The 19,507-nt window shown below is 62.4% G+C and carries 21 protein-coding genes, 1 pseudogene and 1 riboswitch; of the genes and pseudogenes, 11 read left to right on the top strand and 11 right to left on the bottom strand.

The genetic code is table 11. The annotated features are described in order from the left end of the window. Window positions 1–2,313: sensor histidine kinase (locus tag AC1DWA_RS31390; protein ID WP_477917479.1), on the top strand; the 2,313-nt coding region annotated here is incomplete at its 5' end. Further along, window positions 2,310–2,990: a response regulator gene (locus tag AC1DWA_RS31385; protein ID WP_019749011.1), complete on the top strand. Its 681-nt coding sequence runs from the start codon at window positions 2,310–2,312 to the stop codon at window positions 2,988–2,990. The genes AC1DWA_RS31390 and AC1DWA_RS31385, both read left to right, overlap by 4 nt. A gap of 23 nt (window positions 2,991–3,013) precedes the next feature. Here the strand turns inward: AC1DWA_RS31385 and AC1DWA_RS31380 are convergent, their stop codons facing one another. Beyond that, window positions 3,014–3,994 (bottom strand): zinc-binding alcohol dehydrogenase family protein, encoded by a 981-nt coding sequence (locus AC1DWA_RS31380; protein ID WP_127159995.1) that lies wholly within the window; start codon window positions 3,992–3,994, stop codon window positions 3,014–3,016. Next, the gene (locus AC1DWA_RS31375; protein WP_046378750.1) at window positions 3,991–4,452 is read right to left on the bottom strand and encodes a MarR family winged helix-turn-helix transcriptional regulator; all 462 of its coding nucleotides are present in this window, start codon (window positions 4,450–4,452) and stop codon (window positions 3,991–3,993) included. Before AC1DWA_RS31375 ends, AC1DWA_RS31380 begins: the two co-directional genes overlap by 4 nt. Window positions 4,453–4,573: 121 nt before the next feature. Between AC1DWA_RS31375 and dinB the strand changes: the two genes are divergently transcribed. Next, window positions 4,574–5,872 (top strand): DNA polymerase IV, encoded by a 1,299-nt coding sequence (dinB, locus tag AC1DWA_RS31370; protein ID WP_477847016.1) that lies wholly within the window; start codon window positions 4,574–4,576, stop codon window positions 5,870–5,872. Here the strand turns inward: dinB and AC1DWA_RS31365 are convergent. Continuing rightward, complete coding sequence (locus tag AC1DWA_RS31365; protein WP_477847014.1) at window positions 5,869–7,149, bottom strand: LLM class flavin-dependent oxidoreductase; 1,281 nt, start codon at window positions 7,147–7,149, stop codon at window positions 5,869–5,871. The two genes, dinB and AC1DWA_RS31365, sit on opposite strands and share 4 nt — an antisense overlap. Next, window positions 7,149–7,913 carry a 3-oxoacyl-ACP reductase gene (locus AC1DWA_RS31360; RefSeq protein ID WP_046379952.1) on the bottom strand — a complete coding sequence of 255 codons (765 nt, stop codon included), beginning with the start codon at window positions 7,911–7,913 and terminating at the stop codon, window positions 7,149–7,151. The genes AC1DWA_RS31365 and AC1DWA_RS31360 overlap by 1 nt, the downstream gene beginning before the upstream one ends. A gap of 17 nt (window positions 7,914–7,930) precedes the next feature. Beyond that, window positions 7,931–8,024, bottom strand: a riboswitch (TPP riboswitch). Between the two features lie 138 nt (window positions 8,025–8,162). Between AC1DWA_RS31360 and AC1DWA_RS31355 the strand changes: the two genes are divergently transcribed. Together AC1DWA_RS31355 and AC1DWA_RS31350 are read left to right on the top strand one after the other, a co-directional pair. Beyond that, entirely contained in the window at window positions 8,163–8,603 is a 441-nt protein-coding gene (locus AC1DWA_RS31355; protein WP_020908179.1) for a DoxX family protein, read from the top strand. Between the two features lie 104 nt (window positions 8,604–8,707). Next, complete coding sequence (locus tag AC1DWA_RS31350) at window positions 8,708–9,697, top strand: AurF N-oxygenase family protein (protein WP_070797107.1); 990 nt, start codon at window positions 8,708–8,710, stop codon at window positions 9,695–9,697. Here the strand turns inward: AC1DWA_RS31350 and AC1DWA_RS31345 are convergent. Beyond that, the gene (locus AC1DWA_RS31345; protein ID WP_007731095.1) at window positions 9,694–10,443 is read right to left on the bottom strand and encodes a TetR/AcrR family transcriptional regulator; all 750 of its coding nucleotides are present in this window, start codon (window positions 10,441–10,443) and stop codon (window positions 9,694–9,696) included. The genes AC1DWA_RS31350 and AC1DWA_RS31345 overlap by 4 nt on opposite strands. 96 nt (window positions 10,444–10,539) lie before the next feature. Between AC1DWA_RS31345 and recO the strand changes: the two genes are divergently transcribed. Genes recO through AC1DWA_RS31330 form a run of 3 tightly spaced genes read left to right on the top strand, consistent with a single transcriptional unit; the run spans window position 10,540 to window position 12,549 of the window. After that, entirely contained in the window at window positions 10,540–11,355 is an 816-nt protein-coding gene (recO, locus tag AC1DWA_RS31340; protein WP_029255636.1) for a DNA repair protein RecO, read from the top strand. Further along, entirely contained in the window at window positions 11,312–12,130 is an 819-nt protein-coding gene (locus tag AC1DWA_RS31335) for an isoprenyl transferase (protein WP_477917476.1), read from the top strand. Before recO ends, AC1DWA_RS31335 begins: the two co-directional genes overlap by 44 nt. Next, on the top strand, window positions 12,127–12,549 hold the full coding sequence (locus tag AC1DWA_RS31330; RefSeq protein WP_019749000.1) for a YbjN domain-containing protein: 423 nt from the start codon (window positions 12,127–12,129) through the stop codon (window positions 12,547–12,549). The genes AC1DWA_RS31335 and AC1DWA_RS31330 overlap by 4 nt, the downstream gene beginning before the upstream one ends. Window positions 12,550–12,554: 5 nt before the next feature. Here AC1DWA_RS31330 and AC1DWA_RS31325 read toward each other — a convergent pair whose 3' ends face one another. Both AC1DWA_RS31325 and AC1DWA_RS31320 read right to left on the bottom strand, forming a co-directional pair. Then, window positions 12,555–12,986: a Fur family transcriptional regulator gene (locus AC1DWA_RS31325; RefSeq protein WP_020908177.1), complete on the bottom strand. Its 432-nt coding sequence runs from the start codon at window positions 12,984–12,986 to the stop codon at window positions 12,555–12,557. 11 nt (window positions 12,987–12,997) lie between these two features. After that, on the bottom strand, window positions 12,998–13,381 hold the full coding sequence (locus tag AC1DWA_RS31320) for an ArsR/SmtB family transcription factor (RefSeq protein ID WP_003944457.1): 384 nt from the start codon (window positions 13,379–13,381) through the stop codon (window positions 12,998–13,000). A 198-nt stretch (window positions 13,382–13,579) separates the two neighbouring features. Here AC1DWA_RS31320 and AC1DWA_RS31315 point away from each other — a divergent pair, with 198 nt between their 5' ends. Next, the gene (locus AC1DWA_RS31315; RefSeq protein WP_003944491.1) at window positions 13,580–14,971 is read left to right on the top strand and encodes a glycine--tRNA ligase; all 1,392 of its coding nucleotides are present in this window, start codon (window positions 13,580–13,582) and stop codon (window positions 14,969–14,971) included. Window positions 14,972–15,063: 92 nt separating this feature from the next. Continuing rightward, entirely contained in the window at window positions 15,064–15,645 is a 582-nt protein-coding gene (locus AC1DWA_RS31310) for a dihydrofolate reductase family protein (RefSeq protein WP_019748997.1), read from the top strand. Here AC1DWA_RS31310 and AC1DWA_RS31305 read toward each other — a convergent pair. Continuing rightward, the gene (locus AC1DWA_RS31305; protein WP_477847009.1) at window positions 15,620–16,081 is read right to left on the bottom strand and encodes a MepB family protein; all 462 of its coding nucleotides are present in this window, start codon (window positions 16,079–16,081) and stop codon (window positions 15,620–15,622) included. The two genes, AC1DWA_RS31310 and AC1DWA_RS31305, sit on opposite strands and share 26 nt — an antisense overlap. Before the next feature lie 48 nt (window positions 16,082–16,129). Further along, window positions 16,130–16,495 (bottom strand): nuclear transport factor 2 family protein, encoded by a 366-nt coding sequence (locus tag AC1DWA_RS31300; protein WP_477847007.1) that lies wholly within the window; start codon window positions 16,493–16,495, stop codon window positions 16,130–16,132. A gap of 137 nt (window positions 16,496–16,632) precedes the next feature. On the opposite strand from AC1DWA_RS31300, the gene AC1DWA_RS31295 reads away from it, so the two are divergent. Further along, window positions 16,633–17,439 (top strand): helix-turn-helix domain-containing protein, encoded by an 807-nt coding sequence (locus AC1DWA_RS31295; protein ID WP_477917474.1) that lies wholly within the window; start codon window positions 16,633–16,635, stop codon window positions 17,437–17,439. On the opposite strand, the gene AC1DWA_RS31290 is transcribed toward AC1DWA_RS31295, so the two are convergent. Both AC1DWA_RS31290 and AC1DWA_RS31285 read right to left on the bottom strand, forming a co-directional pair. Beyond that, window positions 17,414–18,151: a polyprenol monophosphomannose synthase gene (locus AC1DWA_RS31290; protein ID WP_003944487.1), complete on the bottom strand. Its 738-nt coding sequence runs from the start codon at window positions 18,149–18,151 to the stop codon at window positions 17,414–17,416. The genes AC1DWA_RS31295 and AC1DWA_RS31290 overlap by 26 nt on opposite strands. 99 nt (window positions 18,152–18,250) lie before the next feature. Then, window positions 18,251–19,507 (bottom strand): annotated as a pseudogene (locus AC1DWA_RS31285) (TPM domain-containing protein); the annotation flags it as partial.

Below are 19,507 nucleotides of genomic sequence, written 5' to 3'. Positions count from 1 at the left end.
CTGGTGGACTATCGCGGAACACGGATGCCGGAACTGGACGTCGAGGCCGTGTTGGCTCGGCGGCCGGCCCTTGTCCTCGTGGACGAGTTGGCACACACCAACACGCCGGGGAGTGAGAATCACAAGCGCTGGCAGGACGTACAGGAACTGCTCGAAGCCGGGATCGACGTCCTGTCCACGGTCAACGTGCAACACCTCGAAAGCCTCAACGACGTTGTCGCGCACATCACCGGCGTGGTTCAGCAGGAGACGGTTCCGGACGCGATAGTGCGTAGTGCGGCGCAGGTCGAGCTGGTCGACATCACTCCGGAGGCGCTGCGCCGCAGACTTTCTCACGGCAACGTGTATTCGCCGGAGCGTGTCGATGCGGCATTGGGTAACTACTTCAGACGCGGAAACCTCACGGCGCTACGCGAACTGGCTCTGCTGTGGGTGGCCGATCAGGTGGACGCCGCCCTGGCGAAGTACCGGGCCGAGAACAAGATCACCGATACCTGGGAGGCGCGCGAGCGTGTCGTCGTTGCCGTGACCGGGGGACCGGAGTCGGAAACGCTGGTACGACGCGCATCCCGTATCGCGTCGAAATCGAGTGCCGAGCTGATGGTGGTCCACGTCGTGCGCGGTGACGGACTCACCGGCGTCTCGGCTCCGGAGATGGGCAAGGTGCGCGCGTTGGCCGTCGGGGTCGGCGCCACGCTTCACACCGTTGTCGGTGACGACGTACCGTCGACGCTTCTCGAATTCGCCCGCGAGGAGAACGCCACACAGTTGGTTCTGGGAACGTCTCGACGTTCTCGGCTGGCGCGCATCCTCGACGAGGGGATCGGCGCCGCGGTGGTTCAGCAGTCCGGCGGCATCGACGTTCACATGGTCACCCATGAGGAAACGACCGTCCGTCGGCGGATCTCGTTGTTCGGCCGATCCGAGTACCGCTTGCTGTCGTGGATTGCGGCAGTGGTGGTTCCGACGGCCGCAGCCGGACTCATGGGTCTGATCGACCGGATCTCCGGCGTGCAGGGCGAAAATGCGTTGTTCTTCGTGGTGGTGGTTCTGGTCGCGCTGCTCGGTGGTGTCGGGCCGGCAATGCTGTCTGCTCTGTTATCGGGACTGCTGCTCAATTACTTCTTCACCGACCCGAGGTACAGCTTCACGATCGCCGAACCCGACAACTTCATCACGACGGTGGTGCTGCTGATAGTGGCTGTGGCAGTGGCCKTTCTGGTGGACGCTGCCGCCAAAAAAGCTCGGGAAGCGAAGCGCGCTTCGGAGGAAGCGGAACTTCTGACACTGTTTGCGGGGTCGGTTCTCCGCGGTGCTGACCTGTCCACGCTGCTCGAGAAAGCTCGTGAAATCTACCGTCAACGTGGGGTTTCGGTGGTGCATCATGAGGATGGCGTAGTCGCGGCCGTGGGTGCAGAACCGCCGGCACGTGAAGCTGACGCGGATTCCGTATGCGAGGTAAACGACGGCGAATACGCACTGATGCTGTCGGGGCCGGAGTTGAGTGCGCGTGATCGTCGGGTGTTGACCGTTGTCGCGCACCAGGCGGTCGGCATGATCCGTCAGGACAAGCTCACGGTCGAAGCGAGCAAGGCGGCTGCATTGACCGAGGCTGATCAACTGCGCCGAGCATTGCTTTCGGCTGTGAGCCATGACCTTCGGACACCGCTTGCCGGCGTGAAGGCTGCTGTGTCGAGCTTGCGCAGCGACGACATCGAGTTCTCACCTGAGGACACGGCAGAACTACTGGCCACCATCGAGGAGTCTGCGGATCAGTTGACCGCGCTGGTCGGCAACCTTCTTGATTCGTCCAGACTGGCTGCGGGAGTGGTCAAGCCGACGTTGCGGGCGGTGTACCTCGACGAAGTTGTTCACCGGGCGTTGCTTGGATTAGGCATCGGCGGCCGGTCGGACTCCCGGTCCCACAGTGTGATCGTCGACGTGGGTACTGTTGCCGTGCAAGCCGACCAGGGTTTGCTCGAGAGAGTGATCGCCAACCTCGTCGACAACGCATTGCGGTACGGCGGCACAACACCGGTGCGAGTGGGAGCAGCACGCGTCGGAGACCGCACCGTCATCACCGTCGCAGATACCGGCCCCGGTGTACCCCGTGGTGAAGCCGAATCGATGTTCGAGCCGTTTCAGCGAATGGGGGATCGCGACAACACGGGCGGCGTCGGACTCGGGTTGTCCGTGGTGCGCGGATTTGTCGACGCGATGGGCGGAACGGTCAGTGCCACCGACACTCCGGGCGGTGGGTTGACGATGATGGTCGAACTGGCCGGTGCAGGAACGAATGGAAGCGAGTCATGAGCCGGATACTGGTTGTCGACGACGAACCGCAGATCTTGCGGGCACTACGCATCAACCTCACTGTGCGTGGATATGACGTGGTGACGGCGTCCACCGGAGCAGGGGCCTTGCGCGCTGCAGCGGAACGGCCGCCGGACGTGGTGATTCTCGATCTCGGACTGCCGGACATGGACGGCACCGAAGTACTTGCAGGCCTGCGTGGCTGGTGCACGGCGCCGGTCATCGTGCTGTCGGCGCGCACCGACTCCGCGGACAAGGTCGAGGCCCTCGATGCCGGTGCCGACGATTACGTCACCAAGCCCTTCGGGATGGACGAGTTTCTGGCCCGCGTGCGCGCAGCGGCGAGGCGTGGAACCTCGGCGGCCGATACCTCGGAACCGTCGGTCGAGACCGCGTCGTTCACGGTGGACTTGGCTGCCAAAACGGTGAGTCGGCGCGGTGAACAGGTGCACCTGACTCCGACCGAGTGGGGCATGCTCGAGATGCTTGTGCGCAACCGCGGAAAGCTGGTCGGGCAGAAGGAATTGCTTCGGGAGGTGTGGGGACCGGCTTACGACACCGAGACTCACTATCTGCGTGTCTACCTGGCTCAACTTCGTCGCAAGCTCGAGGACGACCCGGCCAACCCCAAGCATCTGATCACCGAGGCGGGGATGGGTTATCGATTCGTGGTGTGAGAAACCAGGTGTGAGAAACCAGGTCAGATCATCACCACCAATTTGCCACGAGCCGTACCGGCCTCCATCTTGGCATGCGCTTGCGCGATGTCCTCGAATGCGAACACCTCGTCGATCGGTACCACCGCCTCGCCTGACGCGACAGCGGAGAGGAAGTCTTGCAGTACGTCGGCAGGCAGGTCGGACGCGTCCCCGCCGTACGAGGTCAATCGCACTCCGCGTGGAATGTAGTCGATCGGATAGAAGTCCTTGACTGTCCACTCGTTGGACAACATGCCCGTGAAACACACGGTCCCGTGAACGCGAGTGGCGCGCAACGTGTCGGGAAGTGTTGGTGTTCCGACTAATTCGAGAGCCAGATCAACACCGTCCGGGAAAATGTCTCGCACCTGGCCTGCCACGGCACCGTCGTCGAGGACAACGTGGTCGACCCCGATCGCGGTCAACGATGACGTCTTGCTCGCATCGCGGGTGGTCGCAAGGACCGTGAGCCCCCACTGCTTCGCCAGGACTGCGGTTGCCATGCCGACCGAGGAGGTTCCGCCTCGAATCAGTAGGGATTGACCGGATTTCGCATCCAGTCCCACCGTCAGCGAGCCGTACGACGTCTGCAGCATCTCGGGAACAGCTCCCACTGTCGACCAGTCCAGTTTGCTGGAGAAGGGAACGACTTGGCTGACGGGAACGCACGTGTACTCGGCATATCCGCCGTCGAAGACCCGACCCATCCCGCCCATCATGGCGGCGACCTGCTGCCCTTCGGTCAACTCCCCGCCGGGGCAGTTCACCACTTCGCCGACGGCCTCGATGCCCAGCACCCTCGGGAACGTCACGCCTTCGGCGAGGCCGAGCCTGGTGTGCAGTTCGGATCGATTGAGGCCGAAGGCCTTCACGCGGACCAGTACCCAGCCGGTGGTAGGCGCCGGTATGGGAATCTCCTTGATCGTCAATGCTTCTGGCGGGCCGGGGGCGTCGAGCACGATTGCGCGCATTGTGTCGGTCATGCTTTCTCCTTGGTGATGAGTGTCAGTCGACGGTTGGCTTCGCGCAGCGTGGCCAGTGTGGCGCCGAACCGATCGAGAGCCTCGGGCGTCAGCACGGAACCGAGACGGCGTGCCAGTTCGTCGTCGAACGTGGACTTCGCCCGCTGCAAGAGGCCAATGCCGTCGGGGGTCAACGCGATGAGTGAGGATCGTTTGTCGGCGGGATTGGATTGTCGACGGCAGTGCCCCGAGGACTCGATCCGATCTACCAATTTGCTCGTGCCACCGACGGTGATCGCGAGGGCTTCGGCAATGTCGAAGACCCGACAGGAACCTAGCCTGTCGATGATCTGCATCGGCTCGAATCGACTCAGTGGCAGGTCGTGCTCGATTCGTAGTCGCTGGTCGACGGCCGTCCACAGTTCGGTTTCGAAGCGGACGAGGTTGTCGAAGTGACCGCTCAGGTCCGACCCCGTCATGAGCAGACCCCGAACCGATATGCATTCCGTGGAATCATTCTTTCACCGTACGCCCGATTCGTGATTAATTCCATGGAATCTATTTGCGGCCTTTCGTTGTGTCGGTGGCGCATGGGAACATATGTTCGTGTCGCATGAACCGCTGGATCGAGAAACGCCAGGTAATCACCCTGGCGGTGCCCGTTCTGGCGGTAATCATCCTGGGGGTGGTCGACTTACGGGTGACGCAACGATCCTCCATGCGGACCTCGATTCGTTCTACGCATCGGTCGAGCAACGTGACGACCCGACTCTGGCGGGCAGACCGGTCATCGTCGGTGGTGGCGTGGTCCTGGCGGCAAGCTACGAGGCCAAGGCATTCGGGGTTCGAACTGCGATGAGTGGTGGTCAGGCTCGATCACTGTGTCCCCAGGCAATCGTCGTTCCCCCGCGAATGTCGGCGTACTCGCAGGCGAGCAAGGACGTGTTCGACGTCTTTCACGACACGTCGCCGCTGGTCGAAGGAATCTCCATAGACGAGGCCTTTCTCGAGGTCGGCGGGCTGGCCAAAATCGTGGGAAACCCGCTGCAGATCGGGGCCAACCTCAGACGCGACCTGGCCGAGCAGGTCGGACTACCGATCACGGTCGGGATCGCACGCACCAAGTTCCTGGCCAAGGTCGCGAGTGCATTCGCGAAACCCGACGGATTGCTGCGAGTGCCGCCGGAGGGCGAGACCGAATTCCTGCATCCGTTGCCGGTCGAGAAGCTGTGGGGCGTCGGCAAGATCACGGCCCAGAAGTTGCGAAACTTCGACATCGTGACGGTGGGTGACATCGCTCGGCACGACGAATCCTCGATCGTCTCGATTCTCGGGGGCGGCGCCGGTCGCCATCTCTACGCGCTCTCGCACAATCGAGATCCGCGCCCCGTCCGCGCCTATCATGGCCGCAGTTCGATGGGTGCTCAGCATGCGCTTGGTCGCGGATCCCATTCCCGCGCAGAACTCGATGCGTCGTTGATGTCCCTTGTCGATCGTGTCAGTCGACGCATGCGTTCGGCGCAGCGGACGGGGCGCACGGTCACGCTCCGGCTTCGCTTCGCGGATTTCACGCGGGCAACTCGATCTCACACGCTGCGCCGGTCCACCGCCGACACAGCGGAATTGCTGAACGCCTCGATGGTGCTGCTGGACGAAGCGATACCGATGATCGCGGACAAGGGCATCACGTTGATCGGTGTCGCTGTCTCCAACCTGGATCGGGACCGCGCCGAACAACTCGAATTGCCCTTCGACGGTCCAGGATTCGCGGGTCCGGACACTGCCGCCCTCGACTCGGCGATGGACAGCGTCCGGAAGAAGTTCGGCTCAGCGGCTCTCACGAGGGGAGTGCTCCTGGGACGCGATCCGGACCTGTCGGTGCCGCTACTGCCGGACTAGGTGAGGTTTTCTCTCAGAGTCGCTCCCTCGTATTCGCGTCGGAACAACCCACGCGCCTGCAGCACTGGAATCACGTGATCGACAAAATCTTCCAGGCCCTGCGGATAGGTCGGCGGCATCAGATTGAAACCGTCGGCACCGCGGCAGTTCAACCAGGATTCCATCTCGTCGGCAATCGACTCCGGTGTTCCGATCATCGTTGCGTGGCCACCACCCGCAGCGAGCGTCCCGAGGAGTTCCCGCACAGTCGGTGCGTCCTTCTCGACGATCCGCAGGATAGTTGCGTAGCGTCCTTGCGGCCCGCTGAATGCTTCGAGTGGAGGCAACGGGGGCACGGGCCCGTCGAGATCCCAGTCCTCGCAATCCTGTCCGGTGAACAACGAGAGTTGGCGTATCGACTGTTCGGTGGGCAGCAGGCGATCAAGTTCGGCCTTCTTGGCCCGTGCCTCGGCGACAGTACTTCCGACGTAGGTGACCAGCCCCGGCATGACGGCGACCGAGTTCGAATCCCGGCCGGCGCGCTCGATTCTCGACTTCACGTCCGCGTAGTAGCTCTGCGCGCTGGGCAGGTCGTAGGCAACCGAATAGATCGCCTCGGCGCGCTGCGCAGCCAGATCGCGACCCTGCTCGGACGCCCCGGCCTGAAACAAAACCGGTCTGCCCTGCGGGGATCGAGGAACCGTCAACGGGCCGTCGACACGAAAATGCTTGCCGTCGTGATCGATGCGAGAAATCTTGCCTGCGTCGGCAAAACGTCCCGCCCGGTCAAGGATCAGCGCGTCTTCCGACCACGAATCCCACAATGCGAGGGCCACTTCGACAAATTCGTCGGCTCGTTCATATCGGGATGCGTGATCGGGCATCGCCTCGAGTCCGTGGTTGCGCGCTTCCTGGTCGAACATCGAGGTCACGACGTTCCATCCGGCCCGTCCGCCGCTGATGTGGTCGAGCGATGCCAAAAGTCGTGCCGCGTGGAATGGCGTGTGAAAGGTCGTGGAGATGGTGGTGACCAGGCCGACGTTCGCCGTCGCTCGTGCCATGGCTGTCAACGCGGTGATCGGTTCGAGAAACCACGACGCACCAGACTCGGGTTCTCGAACACTGTGACCGTCAGCGAAGAAAACGGCGTCCAGCTTGCCGCGTTCGGCGATCTGGGCGAGCGACTCGTAATACGTGATGTCACCGAGACTTTCGACCGGTGAGTCGCGGTGTCGCCACGCCGCACTGTGATGCCCGCAACCGAGCAGGAACGCACCTATCCGTAGCTGTGCGCCCATCAGTTCTTGACGAGTCCGCCGTCGACAACCAGATTCTGGCCGGTCACGGCCCGCGACCATGGGGAGGCGAAAAAGAGTGCAGCGTCGGCAAATTCGTCCGGCGTCGTGACTCGGCGCAGGGGAGTGCTTGCCGCGATCATGTCGAACACGGCTTCCGGTGTCGCGGCACTCGCATCGGTGGTGCGGAGCAAGCCGCCGGAGACCATGTTGACTGTGATCCCGTCCGGACCGAGGTCGGCGGACAGCGTCCGTGTCAGTGCCAACAGTGCGGCCTTGGCAGCGGTGTAGTCGTGGTAAGGAACTACCGGATTCTGGACCAGATTGGTTCCGACAGTGATGATTCGGCCGAAGCCGAGTTCGCGCATGCCTGGTAGCGCTGCCTGGGTGGTATTGAGTGTTCCGGCAACAGCTCCGCGTAGTTGAGAGTCGAAGTCGGCCCAGGTGATCGTGTCCGCGTTCGGCCGGGCATCGCCGTTGAACGAGAAGTCGACCAGTGCATTGTCGACCACGGTCGAGATCGGTGCGTCGAATCTCTCGCGTGCAGCGGAGAACAACTGGTCGACGGAACTGCGGTCCGTCACGTCCGCCTGGACTGCGAAGGTGCGATCCTCACCCAGTTCGGCGACCAGGGCCTCGGCGGCATCGCGGCTCTTGTTGTAGTTCACGATTACGCGGGCGCCCGAGCGGGAGAATGCTCGGCTCAGTGCGGCGCCGAGCCCGCGGGCGCCACCGGTGATCAGAACGATCTGCTCGTCGAGGTTCAATGCGCGCTGAAATTGCTGTTCGGTCATGTCGACATCCCTCCGCCAGTGCTAACTGGTCAGGTTCATCGGGTCTGATCTCAGCCGACTTTTTCGGCACCCCGTGTCACCGTCCATCAGACCACGTGAGGTGAATCGTCCCGAACGCCGGGTGTGTAGTAACGGCCGGCGCGATGAGTTTTCGATCGCTCGGGAGTCGTAATTGCAAGCGAAGTGGCAACCGGCCGCTCGCCTTCGCCCCAGGAGATTCCGATGACCACCCAGCCCGTCCACAACGAAACTGTTTCCGGTAACGCCACGACGACGACACCTTCGGCCACGGCTCGCAAGGTCGGATACGTCCTGAGTGGGCTGTTCGTCGTTTTCATGCTCTTCGACGGCATCATTCACATTCTCAACCTTCAGACCGTCAAGGACGCCTCCGCCGAACTTGGGTTGCCGGACTCGCTGGCATTGACGGCCGGGGTGGTGCAACTGATCTGCCTTGCGCTGTACGTGATTCCGCGAACGTCGATACTCGGCGCGATTCTGCTCACCGGTTACCTGGGCGGAGCCGTGTTGACCAACCTTCGAGCGGAACAGCCTCTGCTGAGCACGACATTGTTTGCCGTCTACACCGGAATCGTCATGTGGGCGGGTCTGTATCTCCGAGACGAGAAGGTTCGCGAGATCATCCCGGTGCGGCGGGCCTGAAATCAGGCCCCTGAAGGGGTTGCGTGGGACGCGGTGTCCCATTATGTTTGACCTCATTCAAGTCCGTCGACTCCAATCGGCGGACTGGCCGTGAGGAGACACCGATGGCTCGGTCAGCGTCGATCGAAGTGGAAAAGCCGTACCGCCAGGTACTGCAGACTTTGTCCGAGGGCTCAGTTGCCCGCAGTTTCGATCCCTATCTCGACATCGACTGGGATTCACCAGAGTTCGCGATCGATCCGCATGATCCGAGGTGGGTGCTCTCATCCGTGTCGGATCCGCTCGGAGCGACGCAGTGGTACCAGGACCAGTCGTTGGAGCGTCGAATCGCCATGGGAATGTGGCGTCAGGCGAATGTGACCAAGGTGGGTTCGGCATTCGAGAGCATCTTGATCCGGGGAATGCTGCAATACATCATGGCGCTCCCCAACCAGTCGCCTGAGTTCCGGTACTGCCTGCACGAGATGACCGAAGAGTGCAATCACATCCAGATGTTCCAAGAGCTCGTCAATCGTATGGACATCGACGTACCGGGTATGCGTCCGATGTTCCGGCGGCTGTCGCCGATCATCGGAGTGCTGGGAGCAAAGTTCCCGGTCATCTTCTTCATCGGCATTCTGGCTGGTGAAGAACCGATCGACCACTTCCAGAAGGATCTCATCCGCGAGGGTAAGGACACGCCGCCGGCCATGCTCCGCACCATGGAGATTCACATCGCCGAAGAAGCGAGACACATCTCGTTTGCTCACGAGTTCCTGCGCAATCACGTCCCCAGACTCAGTCGTACGAGTCGAGCCATCACATCGGTCGCCTTCCCCGGCACGATGCGTTGGCTTGCGGGCGAAATCATGTCACCGCCAAAGGAATTCGCCGAAGAATTCGGAATCCCGGACGAGGTGATGAAGAGCGCCTTCTGGGGGAGCCCACATTCACGCCGCATCCTGGGTAACTACTTCGGTGAAATGCGAGCCCTGGCAGACGAACTCGGATTGATGAATCCGGTGTCGAAGCGTGCGTGGCGAAAGCTGCGCATCGACGGCGACTACGCCCGCTACCGCGGCGAGCCGAAGCGTTCCGACAAGACCCGGAACTAGTCCGGCCGCGAAGTTCCTCCGTCGGAGGACACCAGCTCGGCTATGAGCGTGGACAATTCGACATGGGGATCGATCTGTAGCCCGCTCGAGCGTGCAACGCCGTCGAACATGTACCAGGTGTATTTCGCGAGGTCGGCGACGATCTCTTCGCGGCTCGGTTTCGGATCGGTGCTTCGGACCCAGTGGGTGAGCGTGCCCTCGACCATTGTCACCACCGCGAACGGTAGTGAATCGAAGGGTGAGGAGTCGATCCCCACGGATCGACCGACTTCGGTGATAGTGGTGCGGGCCGAGTCGGCGATTGTCGCCTTCAAGCTGCTGATCGCGTCGATGCTCTCGTCGTCGTAGTCGGTGGGGCCGGTACCCATGAACTCGTGAATCCGCGGATGCTCGGTGATCCACTCGGCGACGGCGCTGATGGTTCGGGTCAGGATCTGGTCGAGAGTGCCTACCGAAATGCTCATCGACGCATCCAGGGCCGCCGCAAATTGGCCGAGCACAAACGCTCGGACTCGTCGATCGAGGTCGTCTCGGCCGCTGAATTGTCGGTACACCACCGACTTGGCGAGGCCGGCACGGTCGGCGATCTGCTGGACGGACACCTCGGCACCTGCCGCGCGCTCTTCGATCAGTTCGACAGCCGAGGTGAGTATCCGTTTCTGACGCTCGGAGTTGTGTCGCTCCCACCGCGCTTCGCGACCGGTCAACTCTGCAGTGACAGGTTGCGCAATTGCGTCGCTCGGCATCGGGCCAGTCTATCCGGACGGACCCGCCGTATTTCCGACTTGTCATCGGGCGCGGCATCGGGATCGGTCGTCGGTACAACGTGGGACACTGGTCGAGTGAGGTTGTATCGAGACACGGCGGTGGTGCTGCGCCTGCACAAACTGGGCGAAGCCGACCACATCGTCACGTTGCTCACCCGTCAGTTCGGGTTGGTACGTGCCGTGGCCAAAGGTGTCCGCCGGACCACCTCCAAATTCGGTGCCAGACTCGAACCGTTTGCTCACATCGACGTGCAACTACTTCCGGGCAAGAATCTCGACATCATCACTCAGGTGCAGACGGTCGATGCCTTCGCCACTGACATCGTCGACGACTACAGCCGGTACACCACGGCCTGCGCCGTACTCGAAACTGCCGAGCGGTTGGCCGGCGAGGAACGCGCGCCGGCCCCGCAGCTCCAGCGATTGACGGTGGGAGCACTGCGTGCGATCGCCGAGCAGGCGCGGCCGGTCGAGTTCGTGCTCGACGCGTTCTTGTTGCGAGCCATGGGGTACGCGGGTTGGGCGCCTGCCCTCGAAGAGTGCGCCCGCTGCAGCGCTCCGGGACCGCACCGTGCATTTCATGTCGCCGCAGGCGGAGCCGTCTGTACCTACTGCCGCCCGGCGGGTGCTGCGACGCCGTCGCCCGGAGTGCTCGACTTGATGGAAGCCCTGCTCCGAGGGGAGTGGGAGGGCACCGATTCGGCGCCCGCGACGCTGCGGACGCAAGCCAGCGGACTGGTCGCGGCACACCTGCAGTGGCATCTCGAGCGTCAATTGCGGACGTTGCCGCTGATCGAGCGTTCGAGGCCGCATGCAGCCGTCGAGGTCGACTTGCCCGTGAGGCAGGATGGAACCCGTGATTCGACGACGCGAACCGCGAACTCCGCTTGATCCTGCTGCTGAACGGGTGATCCGGCCACCGGACCCACATCCGTCCGGGGCGACCCCGCCGATCCTGCAAACCGAACTCATCCCGCGCCACGTCGCGTTGGTGATGGACGGCAACGGACGGTGGGCGCAGGAGCGCGGTCTGCCGCGAACCGCCGGGCACGAACGCGGTGAAGCTGTCCTGATGGATACCGTCTGCGGTTGCATCGAGATGGGTGTCGAGTGGCTCTCCGCCTACGCCTTCTCCACCGAGAACTGGAAGCGCAGTCCCGACGAGGTTCGATTCCTGATGGGCTTCAACCGTGACGTCATCCGCCGCCGACGCGACGAGATGAACGAAATGGGTGTGCGTGTTCGCTGGGCCGGTCGTAAGCCGCGCCTGTGGGCCAGTGTGATCAAGGAACTCGAGATCGCCGAAGAACTGACCAAGAACAACACAGTCATGAACTTGACCATGTGTGTGAATTACGGCGGGCGGGCCGAAATTGCCGATGCGGTAAASGAAATCGCGAAGCGTGTCGCGGCCGGTGAGATCAATCCGGACAAGATCACCGAGGCGACGGTTGCCAAGTACCTCGACGAACCCGACATGCCCGACGTCGATCTCTTCCTGCGTCCGTCGGGGGAACAGCGGACGTCCAATTTCTTGATCTGGCAATCCGCCTACGCCGAAATGGTGTACCAGGAGAAGCTGTTTCCCGATTTCGACCGCCGCGACCTGTGGGCCGCGTGCGTCGAATACGCCTCACGCGACCGTAGATTCGGTGGCGTCAAATGACAGGGGAGAACATGACCGACACCACCGACGAAGCAGCCCGCCTTCAAGAACGCGCGGCCGCCTCGCTGGCGCATTTCGTGACGGTCGATGTGGCTGCGGACGGCTCGCTGGGTTTCCAGTACTCCGGCGCGCTGTGCTCGATCCAGGCGATGAATTTGTCCGAGGGTCTGGACGTGCTGTCCATGACGTGTGTCCTCGCGTGGGACCGACCGGTCAGCGCGGCACTGCATCGCAAGGTGGCCGAGCGGAACCGGACCATCCAATTCGGTTCGATCGCGGTGTTCGGCCACGGCAGTCTGGCGGACGTGATCCTGCGATACACGTTCCCGGCGGCCGGACTGGACGACGAGGCACTGACCACGATGTTGCTACTCGCGCTGACCGGCGCCGATACCGCGCGTCAGGGTTTGATTCCCTGACGCTGTCAGCTGGCGGCGCAGTCGCGGCAGGTGCCGAAGATCTCGACGGTGTGACTCACTTCGGTGAAACCGTTGTCCTCGGCGATGGTCTGTGACCACTGCTCGACCGTCGGGCCCTCGACCTCGACGGTGAATCCGCAGTTGCGGCACACCAGGTGATGGTGGTGTCCGGAGGAGCAGCGTCGGTAGACGGACTCACCTGTGTCGGTGCGCAGGACGTCGATGGTTCCGGCGTCGGACAGTGCCTGCAGCGTGCGGTAGACGGTGGTCAGGCCGATGCCTTCACCGCGCTTGCGCAGTTCGTCGTGCAGTTCCTGTGCCGACTTGAATTCGTCGATGTCGTCGAGCAGGGCGGAGATGGCGCTGCGCTGTTTCGTGGAACGAACGCCGACGGTGGCCGGTCCACGTTTCGAGGTCGTACTGCCCGGGGTGTTCATGCGGTGGAATCTCATCCTTCTTCGGCGTGGGCGACAGCGTCGACGACGATGTGTGCGAGGTGATCGTCGACGAGTCGATAGAGAACTTCTCGTCCGTTGCGTTCGCCGCGGACGACGCCCGCTGCTTTGAGAACGCGCAAATGCTGGCTGATGAGTGGCTGAGTGACGCCGAGAGCGCCGACGAGTTCGTGAACGCAACGCTCCGACTCGTGGAGCTGAAGCACGATCGCGATGCGAACGGGTGCAGCCAGCGCCCGCAGAATTTCGCCGGCGGCCGCCAAAGTTTCCTTGGGCGGCACGGGCGCGGGGGGTGCGGCTTCGAACGGGTCGTGCGTGTGTCCGAGGTCGGAATGATCATGGCTTTTGTGGAGATCGCCGGTATCCGCAATGCTCACAGCGAGGCTCCTTCGAGGGGTAGATCATGATGTCCGGGCATAGCCATCTCACCACATTATTGCAAATCACTTTCATTTTGATATGCACAAGTATGCATGTCAACCTTGGACGGAAGTGCGTGGCAGCCGCCAGATAGGCTGATGGTGCGAAAAGCGCACGAAAATCATGCATCTATTACCCAGATGGAGAGCAATCGAGTGGCACCCAAGTCCAAGATCGAAGCCGTTGTCAATCTCGCCAAGCGGCGAGGCCTGGTCTACCCGTGCGGTGAGATCTACGGCGGTACCAAGTCCGCATGGGACTACGGCCCATTGGGTGTCGAGCTCAAGGAGAACATCAAGCGTCAGTGGTGGCGCAACATGGTCACCAGCCGCGAGGACGTCGTCGGCCTCGACTCCTCGGTGATCCTGCCCCGCGAGGTGTGGGTCGCATCCGGTCACGTCGGTGTCTTCAACGACCCGCTCGTCGAGTGCCTCAACTGTCACAAGCGTCACCGTCAGGATCACCTGCAGGAGGCGTACGCGGAGAAGAAGAAGCTCGACAACCCGGACGACGTCTCGATGGATGTCATCGGTTGCCCCGATTGCGGCACCGTCGGCCAGTGGACCGAGCCGCGCGACTTCAACATGATGCTCAAGACGTACCTCGGCCCTGTCGAGAGCGAAGAGGGCATGCACTACCTGCGCCCCGAGACCGCACAGGGCATCTTCGTGAACTTCGCCAACGTGCTGACCACCTCGCGTAAGAAGCCGCCGTTCGGCATCGGTCAGATCGGCAAGAGCTTCCGTAACGAGATCACCCCGGGCAACTTCATCTTCCGCACCCGCGAGTTCGAGCAGATGGAGATGGAATTCTTCGTCAAGCCGGGCGAGGACGAGCAGTGGCATCAGTACTGGATCGACTACCGCCTGGACTGGTACACCGGCCTCGGCATCAACAAGGACAACCTGCGGCTGTACGAGCATGCGCCGGAAAAGCTTTCGCACTACTCGAAGGGCACGACCGACATCGAGTACCGCTTCCACTTCCAGGGCAGCGAATGGGGCGAGCTCGAAGGTATCGCGAACCGTACCGACTTCGATCTCTCGACGCACTCCAAGCACTCAGGCACCGAGTTGAACTACTACGACCAGACGACGGGCGAGCGGTACACGCCGTACGTCATCGAGCCGGCGGCAGGTCTCACGCGTTCGCTGATGGCCTTCCTGGTCGACGCGTACACCGAGGACGAGGCACCCAACTCCAAGGGCGGCGTCGACAAGCGCACGGTGCTGCGACTGGATCGTCGACTCGCTCCCGTCAAGGCCGCAGTGCTGCCGCTCTCGCGCAATGCGGATCTGACGCCGAAGGCAAAAGATCTTGCGGCGCAGTTGCGTCAGAACTGGAACGTCGAGTTCGACGACGCCGGTGCCATCGGTCGTCGTTACCGTCGCCAGGACGAGATCGGCACACCGTTCTGCATCACGGTCGACTTCGACACTCTCGAAGATCAGGCTGTGACGGTGCGTGAGCGTGACTCCATGGCGCAGGAACGGGTCGCCCTCGATCAGGTGGAAAGCTACCTGGCTGCACGGCTGATCGGTTCCTGATTCGTTCGAAGCTGACGGGCGGTTCTTCTCATTCGAGAAGGACCGCCCGTTTTCTCTTTCCATGGTGGATCTTCAGGCGCAGGATCGAAGCTATGAGAAAACTCAGCGTGACCAACAGCGTGACTCTCGACGGTGTCATGCAGGCACCTGGCGGGCCGGACGAAGATCGTCGTGGCGGATTCGAGCACGGTGGATGGGCGGCACCCTTCAACGATTCCGTCATGGCACAGAAAATGGGGGAGGGGATGGCGAAGAAATCAGAGTTGCTCTTCGGACGCCGAACCTATGAGAACTTCGCCTCGTACTGGCCGTTTCAGACGGACAATCCGTTTACCGAGGTGCTCGACAACACGCAGAAGTACGTCGCGTCAAGGACTTTGGGTGAACCGCTGCCGTGGAAGAACTCGACTGTGTTGAAAGGCGATGCCGCCGACGCGGTCGCCGCGCTGAAGGAAAGCGATGGCCCGGATCTGGTGATTCTGGGCAGTGGCGACCTGATCACGTCATTGGCCGAACGGCGTCTCGTCGACACCTACACTCTGCTGATTCATCCGCTGGTTCTCGGAACCGGGCGCAGATTGTTCCCCGACGGTGCTGCACTCGCTCAGTTCACCCTCACCGAAAGTGTTCCTACGACAACAGGCGTCATCATCGCGACGTATCAGGTGAGTTGAATACATCAGGGAACTCGCCGAAATGCTGCTTCTGCCAGCGCTGGGTTCTGACGGCTTGCACACTGGTCGGCGTGACCCAGGGCGGATAGACCCGGATAGCGCGCTTGCCGCCCGAGAAGTTCGTCGACACGATGTCGTGTTCGACGAGAGTTTCGGTGGGAAAGACGAAGTGACCCAGATATTCTTCGTCGCAGACCTTCACCACAAACAGCGCGACGCCGTCGCTGGTGTCGAATGGGCGGATGGGCCCGGCCTCGGAACGGCGCCACAGGGTGACGAACTGACCGAGCTTGGTCGGCGTCGTCTTGGCGGTTCGATAGACGGAGGGAAGGCCGTTGACGGTCAGCGTGTGAGCGCTGTATTCAGCACCCTCGGACTCGGGAATCGGTGTGGACCAGGTAAATCCGTCGGCGTTCATCGGCAACGATGATTCCACGGACCACCGACAGCCTTCGTGGCGAAGGCTGTCGGTTGTAGACGCACTTCAGGCCGTAGGTACCTTGTCGAGAAACCCGAGGACAAGCGTCACCCGGCCGTCGTCGTCGCGTTCGAGTACGTCGAACCCGTCGATCAGTGACTCGGCCCCCGCCGGGCCGAGAGCCCAACCGAATCGAGCCTGTCGGTGGTGCGCGTCCACCGGCCCGACGAGGGTGAAGTGCATGCCCGGAAACTGTTGCTGCACAGCGTTGATCATCGCGTCGATCTGATCGTTTCCGGTGACGTCCGCGAGCGGATCGGTGTAGCGGCCGCCGGGTGCGAACAATTGCTCGATCCGTGCTCTACGGGCGGTGGTATCTGTTTCGTTCCACATGTCGATATAGGCGTCGGTGATTGCGTCGAAGTCGCTCATGGTCGCTCCCTTGATCAGTTCCGGTGGTGAACATCCGGCGGTCTCGCCGGCTGAGACCACTGTTCCTCCGAAACTGCTTCGGGTCGATTACCTCCGAGGTCATGGTCTCGGCTACCTCGGGTCGCTAACTTGAAAGAATGACCTTCGAGACGATGGACGTTGGCACCGAACTCAAGCGGTGGCGGGAGCGGCGAAGGCTCACTCAGTTGGGCCTCTCGGCAGCGGCAGGAGTGTCGACCAGGCACCTGAGCTTCATCGAAACCGGCCGCTCCAAACCTAGCCGGGACATGATCCTTCACTTGTCCGAATGCCTGGATGTTCCTCTACGACAACAGAATGCGCTTCTGCTGGCAAGTGGCCACTCACCGGAGTACTCGCAAAAATCGTTGGCGGAAGCGCYGATGTCAGCGGTGAGCGAGGCCATCGATCGCATCATCGACGCGCATGACCCTTATCCGGCCGTGGTGGTCGATCAGCAATGGGAGATGATCGCCGGGAACCAGGCCGTGAGAATCCTGACCGAGGGGGCCGCTGAATTCCTCCTGGAACCACCGGTGAACGTATTGCGTTTGAGTTTGCATCCCGAGGGCATGGCGCCGCGGATCGTGAACCTCGCGCAGTGGCGGACCCACCTGCTCGCCAGGTTGGCGCGGGAAGTGGAGGTCAGTGCGGATGCGCAGTTGGCGTCGTTGCTCGACGAGTTGCGCACCTATCCGAGCGGCGGAGACTGGCACGACGACCGCGCGAATTCCCTGCTGGTTCCGTTGCGCGTACGCGCCGGCGATACCGAATTGGCGATGTTCAGCACCACCACCGTGTTCGGTACGCCGCGCGACGTCACGCTCGCAGAGATCGCGATTGAGTCGTTCTACCCGTCGGACACGCAGACCGCCGATTATTTTCGATCAGCCGCGCAGGTCAGAGAGACTTCTTGCCGAACTTGAGCTTCCACGGCACCAGAGCGGACTCCAACTGAACCGAGAGGCTCATCTTGGAGACACCTTCGGTGCGTTCCTCGAAGCGGATTGGCGTTTCGGCGATCTTCATGCCGCGCTGAACAACTCGGTAGTTCATCTCGACCTGGAACGCGTAGCCGTTGCTCTGCACCGATTCGACGTCGATGTCGCGCAAGGTCTTTGCATGCCACGCCTTGAAGCCTGCAGTTGCATCCTTGACGTGCAGTCGCAGAATAGCGTTGACGTAGAAGTTCGCCCAGGCGGACAAAGCCTTGCGATGCCACGGCCAGTCGCCGGCAACTGCGCCACCTTCGACGTAACGGGAGCCGAGAACGACTGCCGCATCGGTAGTGGTGAGGATCTCGATCATGGCGGGGATCGCTTCGGACGGATGGGAGAGATCCGCGTCCATCTGAATGACGATGTCGGCGTTCTCCGCCAGAGCCCGGCTCATGCCCGCGACGTAAGCACGGCCGAGTCCGTCCTTGACCGTGCGGTGAAGCACTCCGACCGGGATGGGACCATCGATACCCAACTTGTCCGCAACCTCGCCCGTGCCGTCGGGGGAGTTGTCATCCACCACGAGGACGTGCAGGTTCGGGATCTTCAACGCGGCGAGGCGATCGACGAGCTTTGGCAGGTTCTCACGCTCGTTGTATGTAGGTACAACGACGGTTATCTGCGGGGCGACGCTTTCCATAACACCTTCGTATGATCTGTGATCCCGACTTGCCGGATGAAGCGTACGACGAGTGCGGTCGTGAACAAAGTAGGGATTTTACTACCTCGACGGGATCCGTCAGAACCGGCCGCCGCCGCCTCGACTGGTTCGGCCGCCGCCGCCACCGCCGAAACCACCGCCGCCGCCACCGCGACCGGAGCGTCCGCTGCTGCTCGGTCCGCCGTACGAGCGGGGCCCGCCGCCACCTCGCAGAATGCTGTTGATCAGGATGCCGCCGAGGATCGCTCCCGTCGCATCGCCGCCGCCACCGCGGGGTCGTTGGTTTGCTTCCCAGGTGTTGACGTCGTTCTGCGCGGCGCGAAGTGAGTGCGTCGCCAAGGTGGTCGCGGCCTGGGCGTGTTGCAGTGCCTTGGACGGATCCGAAGCCTGCAATTGCTGGGCCGCCTGCAGGTGCCGCTGAGCCTCTGCGTAGCGAGTGCGCGCCTCCGCCCCGATCGCGCCGCGCCTGGTTCCGAGGAAGTCGCCTGCAGCGGTCACCTGAGCCTGTGCGGCCAGAATGTCCTGGGCGAGGCGCTGCTGTGCACGTTCGAGCTGCTGCTTCTGCTCCTGAGCGTCGGCAAGCAGCGCGTCGAGTTGGGCGTCGGCCGCGACGATCTGGTTGAAGGCTGTCAGCGGATCGCTGTCCTTCGACGTCTGAGCATTCGCCAACGCTGCCTGGGCTGCGGCCTTCGCGTCCGCCAACTTCTGCCCGCCCTGCGCCAGGTAAGCGTCCGCAGCAGTGATGCCCTGCTGGACGTCGTCCATCGCGGACGGAAGAGTCGCGATGGCGTTTCGGATGTCGTCGGCGGCGTGATCGACGCCGTCGAGCAGTTTGCGTGCCTGATCGAGAGCCGCTTCGGCAGTGCGAATCGCGGTGACGGCAGCGCCTTGCTTACCGGCCGGCAGCGCGGTGGCATCGCGGCCTTCCTCGATCGACTTCTCGGCGAGCGTCAGGCGTTCGCTGGCCATCGTGACGTTGTTCACGACAGATGCCAGCGTCGGCGCGGGGAACTGATCCTTCAATTTGGTCAGAATCGCCTCGGATTCGGGCAAGCGCACGCTGAGAGAAACAACACTCTGCGTCAACGCATCGAGACGTGCGGGGGCGTTGATGAGAAGGTCGCGAAGCCCGTCGAACTCCTCGACGCGAGCTTCGAGTTCTTGGTCGGCTCGACCGCACGAGGAAATGATGTCGATCAGCATCTGGCGGCGTTGATCGGGAGTTTCCGGGATGGCGTCGTCGAGTCGCTGCCTGATCGCGAAGGCTTCGGCGAGGGTGGCCTTGGCCTTGTCGAATGCTGCCGAGAAGGGTGCGACGGCGGAATCTCCGAACTC

This window comes from Rhodococcus sp. P4_F3_2, from assembly GCF_056401335.1.
This window is presented reverse-complemented; position numbering and strand designations above follow the sequence as displayed.

What these genes read in the sequence shown, in the direction of transcription:
- AC1DWA_RS31310 (WP_019748997.1), top strand. Translation starts at nt 15,064, where the DNA reads ATGAGAAAACTCAGCGTGACCAACAGCGTGACTCTCGACGGTGTCATG.
- AC1DWA_RS31350 (WP_070797107.1), top strand. Translation starts at nt 8,708, where the DNA reads ATGGCTCGGTCAGCGTCGATCGAAGTGGAAAAGCCGTACCGCCAGGTA.
- AC1DWA_RS31380 (WP_127159995.1), bottom strand. Translation starts at nt 3,994, where the DNA reads ATGACCGACACAATGCGCGCAATCGTGCTCGACGCCCCCGGCCCGCCA.
- AC1DWA_RS31330 (WP_019749000.1), top strand. Translation starts at nt 12,127, where the DNA reads ATGACAGGGGAGAACATGACCGACACCACCGACGAAGCAGCCCGCCTT.
- AC1DWA_RS31345 (WP_007731095.1), bottom strand. Translation starts at nt 10,443, where the DNA reads ATGCCGAGCGACGCAATTGCGCAACCTGTCACTGCAGAGTTGACCGGT.
- dinB (WP_477847016.1), top strand. Translation starts at nt 4,574, where the DNA reads ATGTTCGTGTCGCATGAACCGCTGGATCGAGAAACGCCAGGTAATCAC.
- AC1DWA_RS31325 (WP_020908177.1), bottom strand. Translation starts at nt 12,986, where the DNA reads ATGAACACCCCGGGCAGTACGACCTCGAAACGTGGACCGGCCACCGTC.
- AC1DWA_RS31365 (WP_477847014.1), bottom strand. Translation starts at nt 7,149, where the DNA reads ATGGGCGCACAGCTACGGATAGGTGCGTTCCTGCTCGGTTGCGGGCAT.
- AC1DWA_RS31290 (WP_003944487.1), bottom strand. Translation starts at nt 18,151, where the DNA reads ATGGAAAGCGTCGCCCCGCAGATAACCGTCGTTGTACCTACATACAAC.
- AC1DWA_RS31385 (WP_019749011.1), top strand. Translation starts at nt 2,310, where the DNA reads ATGAGCCGGATACTGGTTGTCGACGACGAACCGCAGATCTTGCGGGCA.
- AC1DWA_RS31300 (WP_477847007.1), bottom strand. Translation starts at nt 16,495, where the DNA reads ATGAGCGACTTCGACGCAATCACCGACGCCTATATCGACATGTGGAAC.
- AC1DWA_RS31355 (WP_020908179.1), top strand. Translation starts at nt 8,163, where the DNA reads ATGACCACCCAGCCCGTCCACAACGAAACTGTTTCCGGTAACGCCACG.
- AC1DWA_RS31375 (WP_046378750.1), bottom strand. Translation starts at nt 4,452, where the DNA reads ATGACGGGGTCGGACCTGAGCGGTCACTTCGACAACCTCGTCCGCTTC.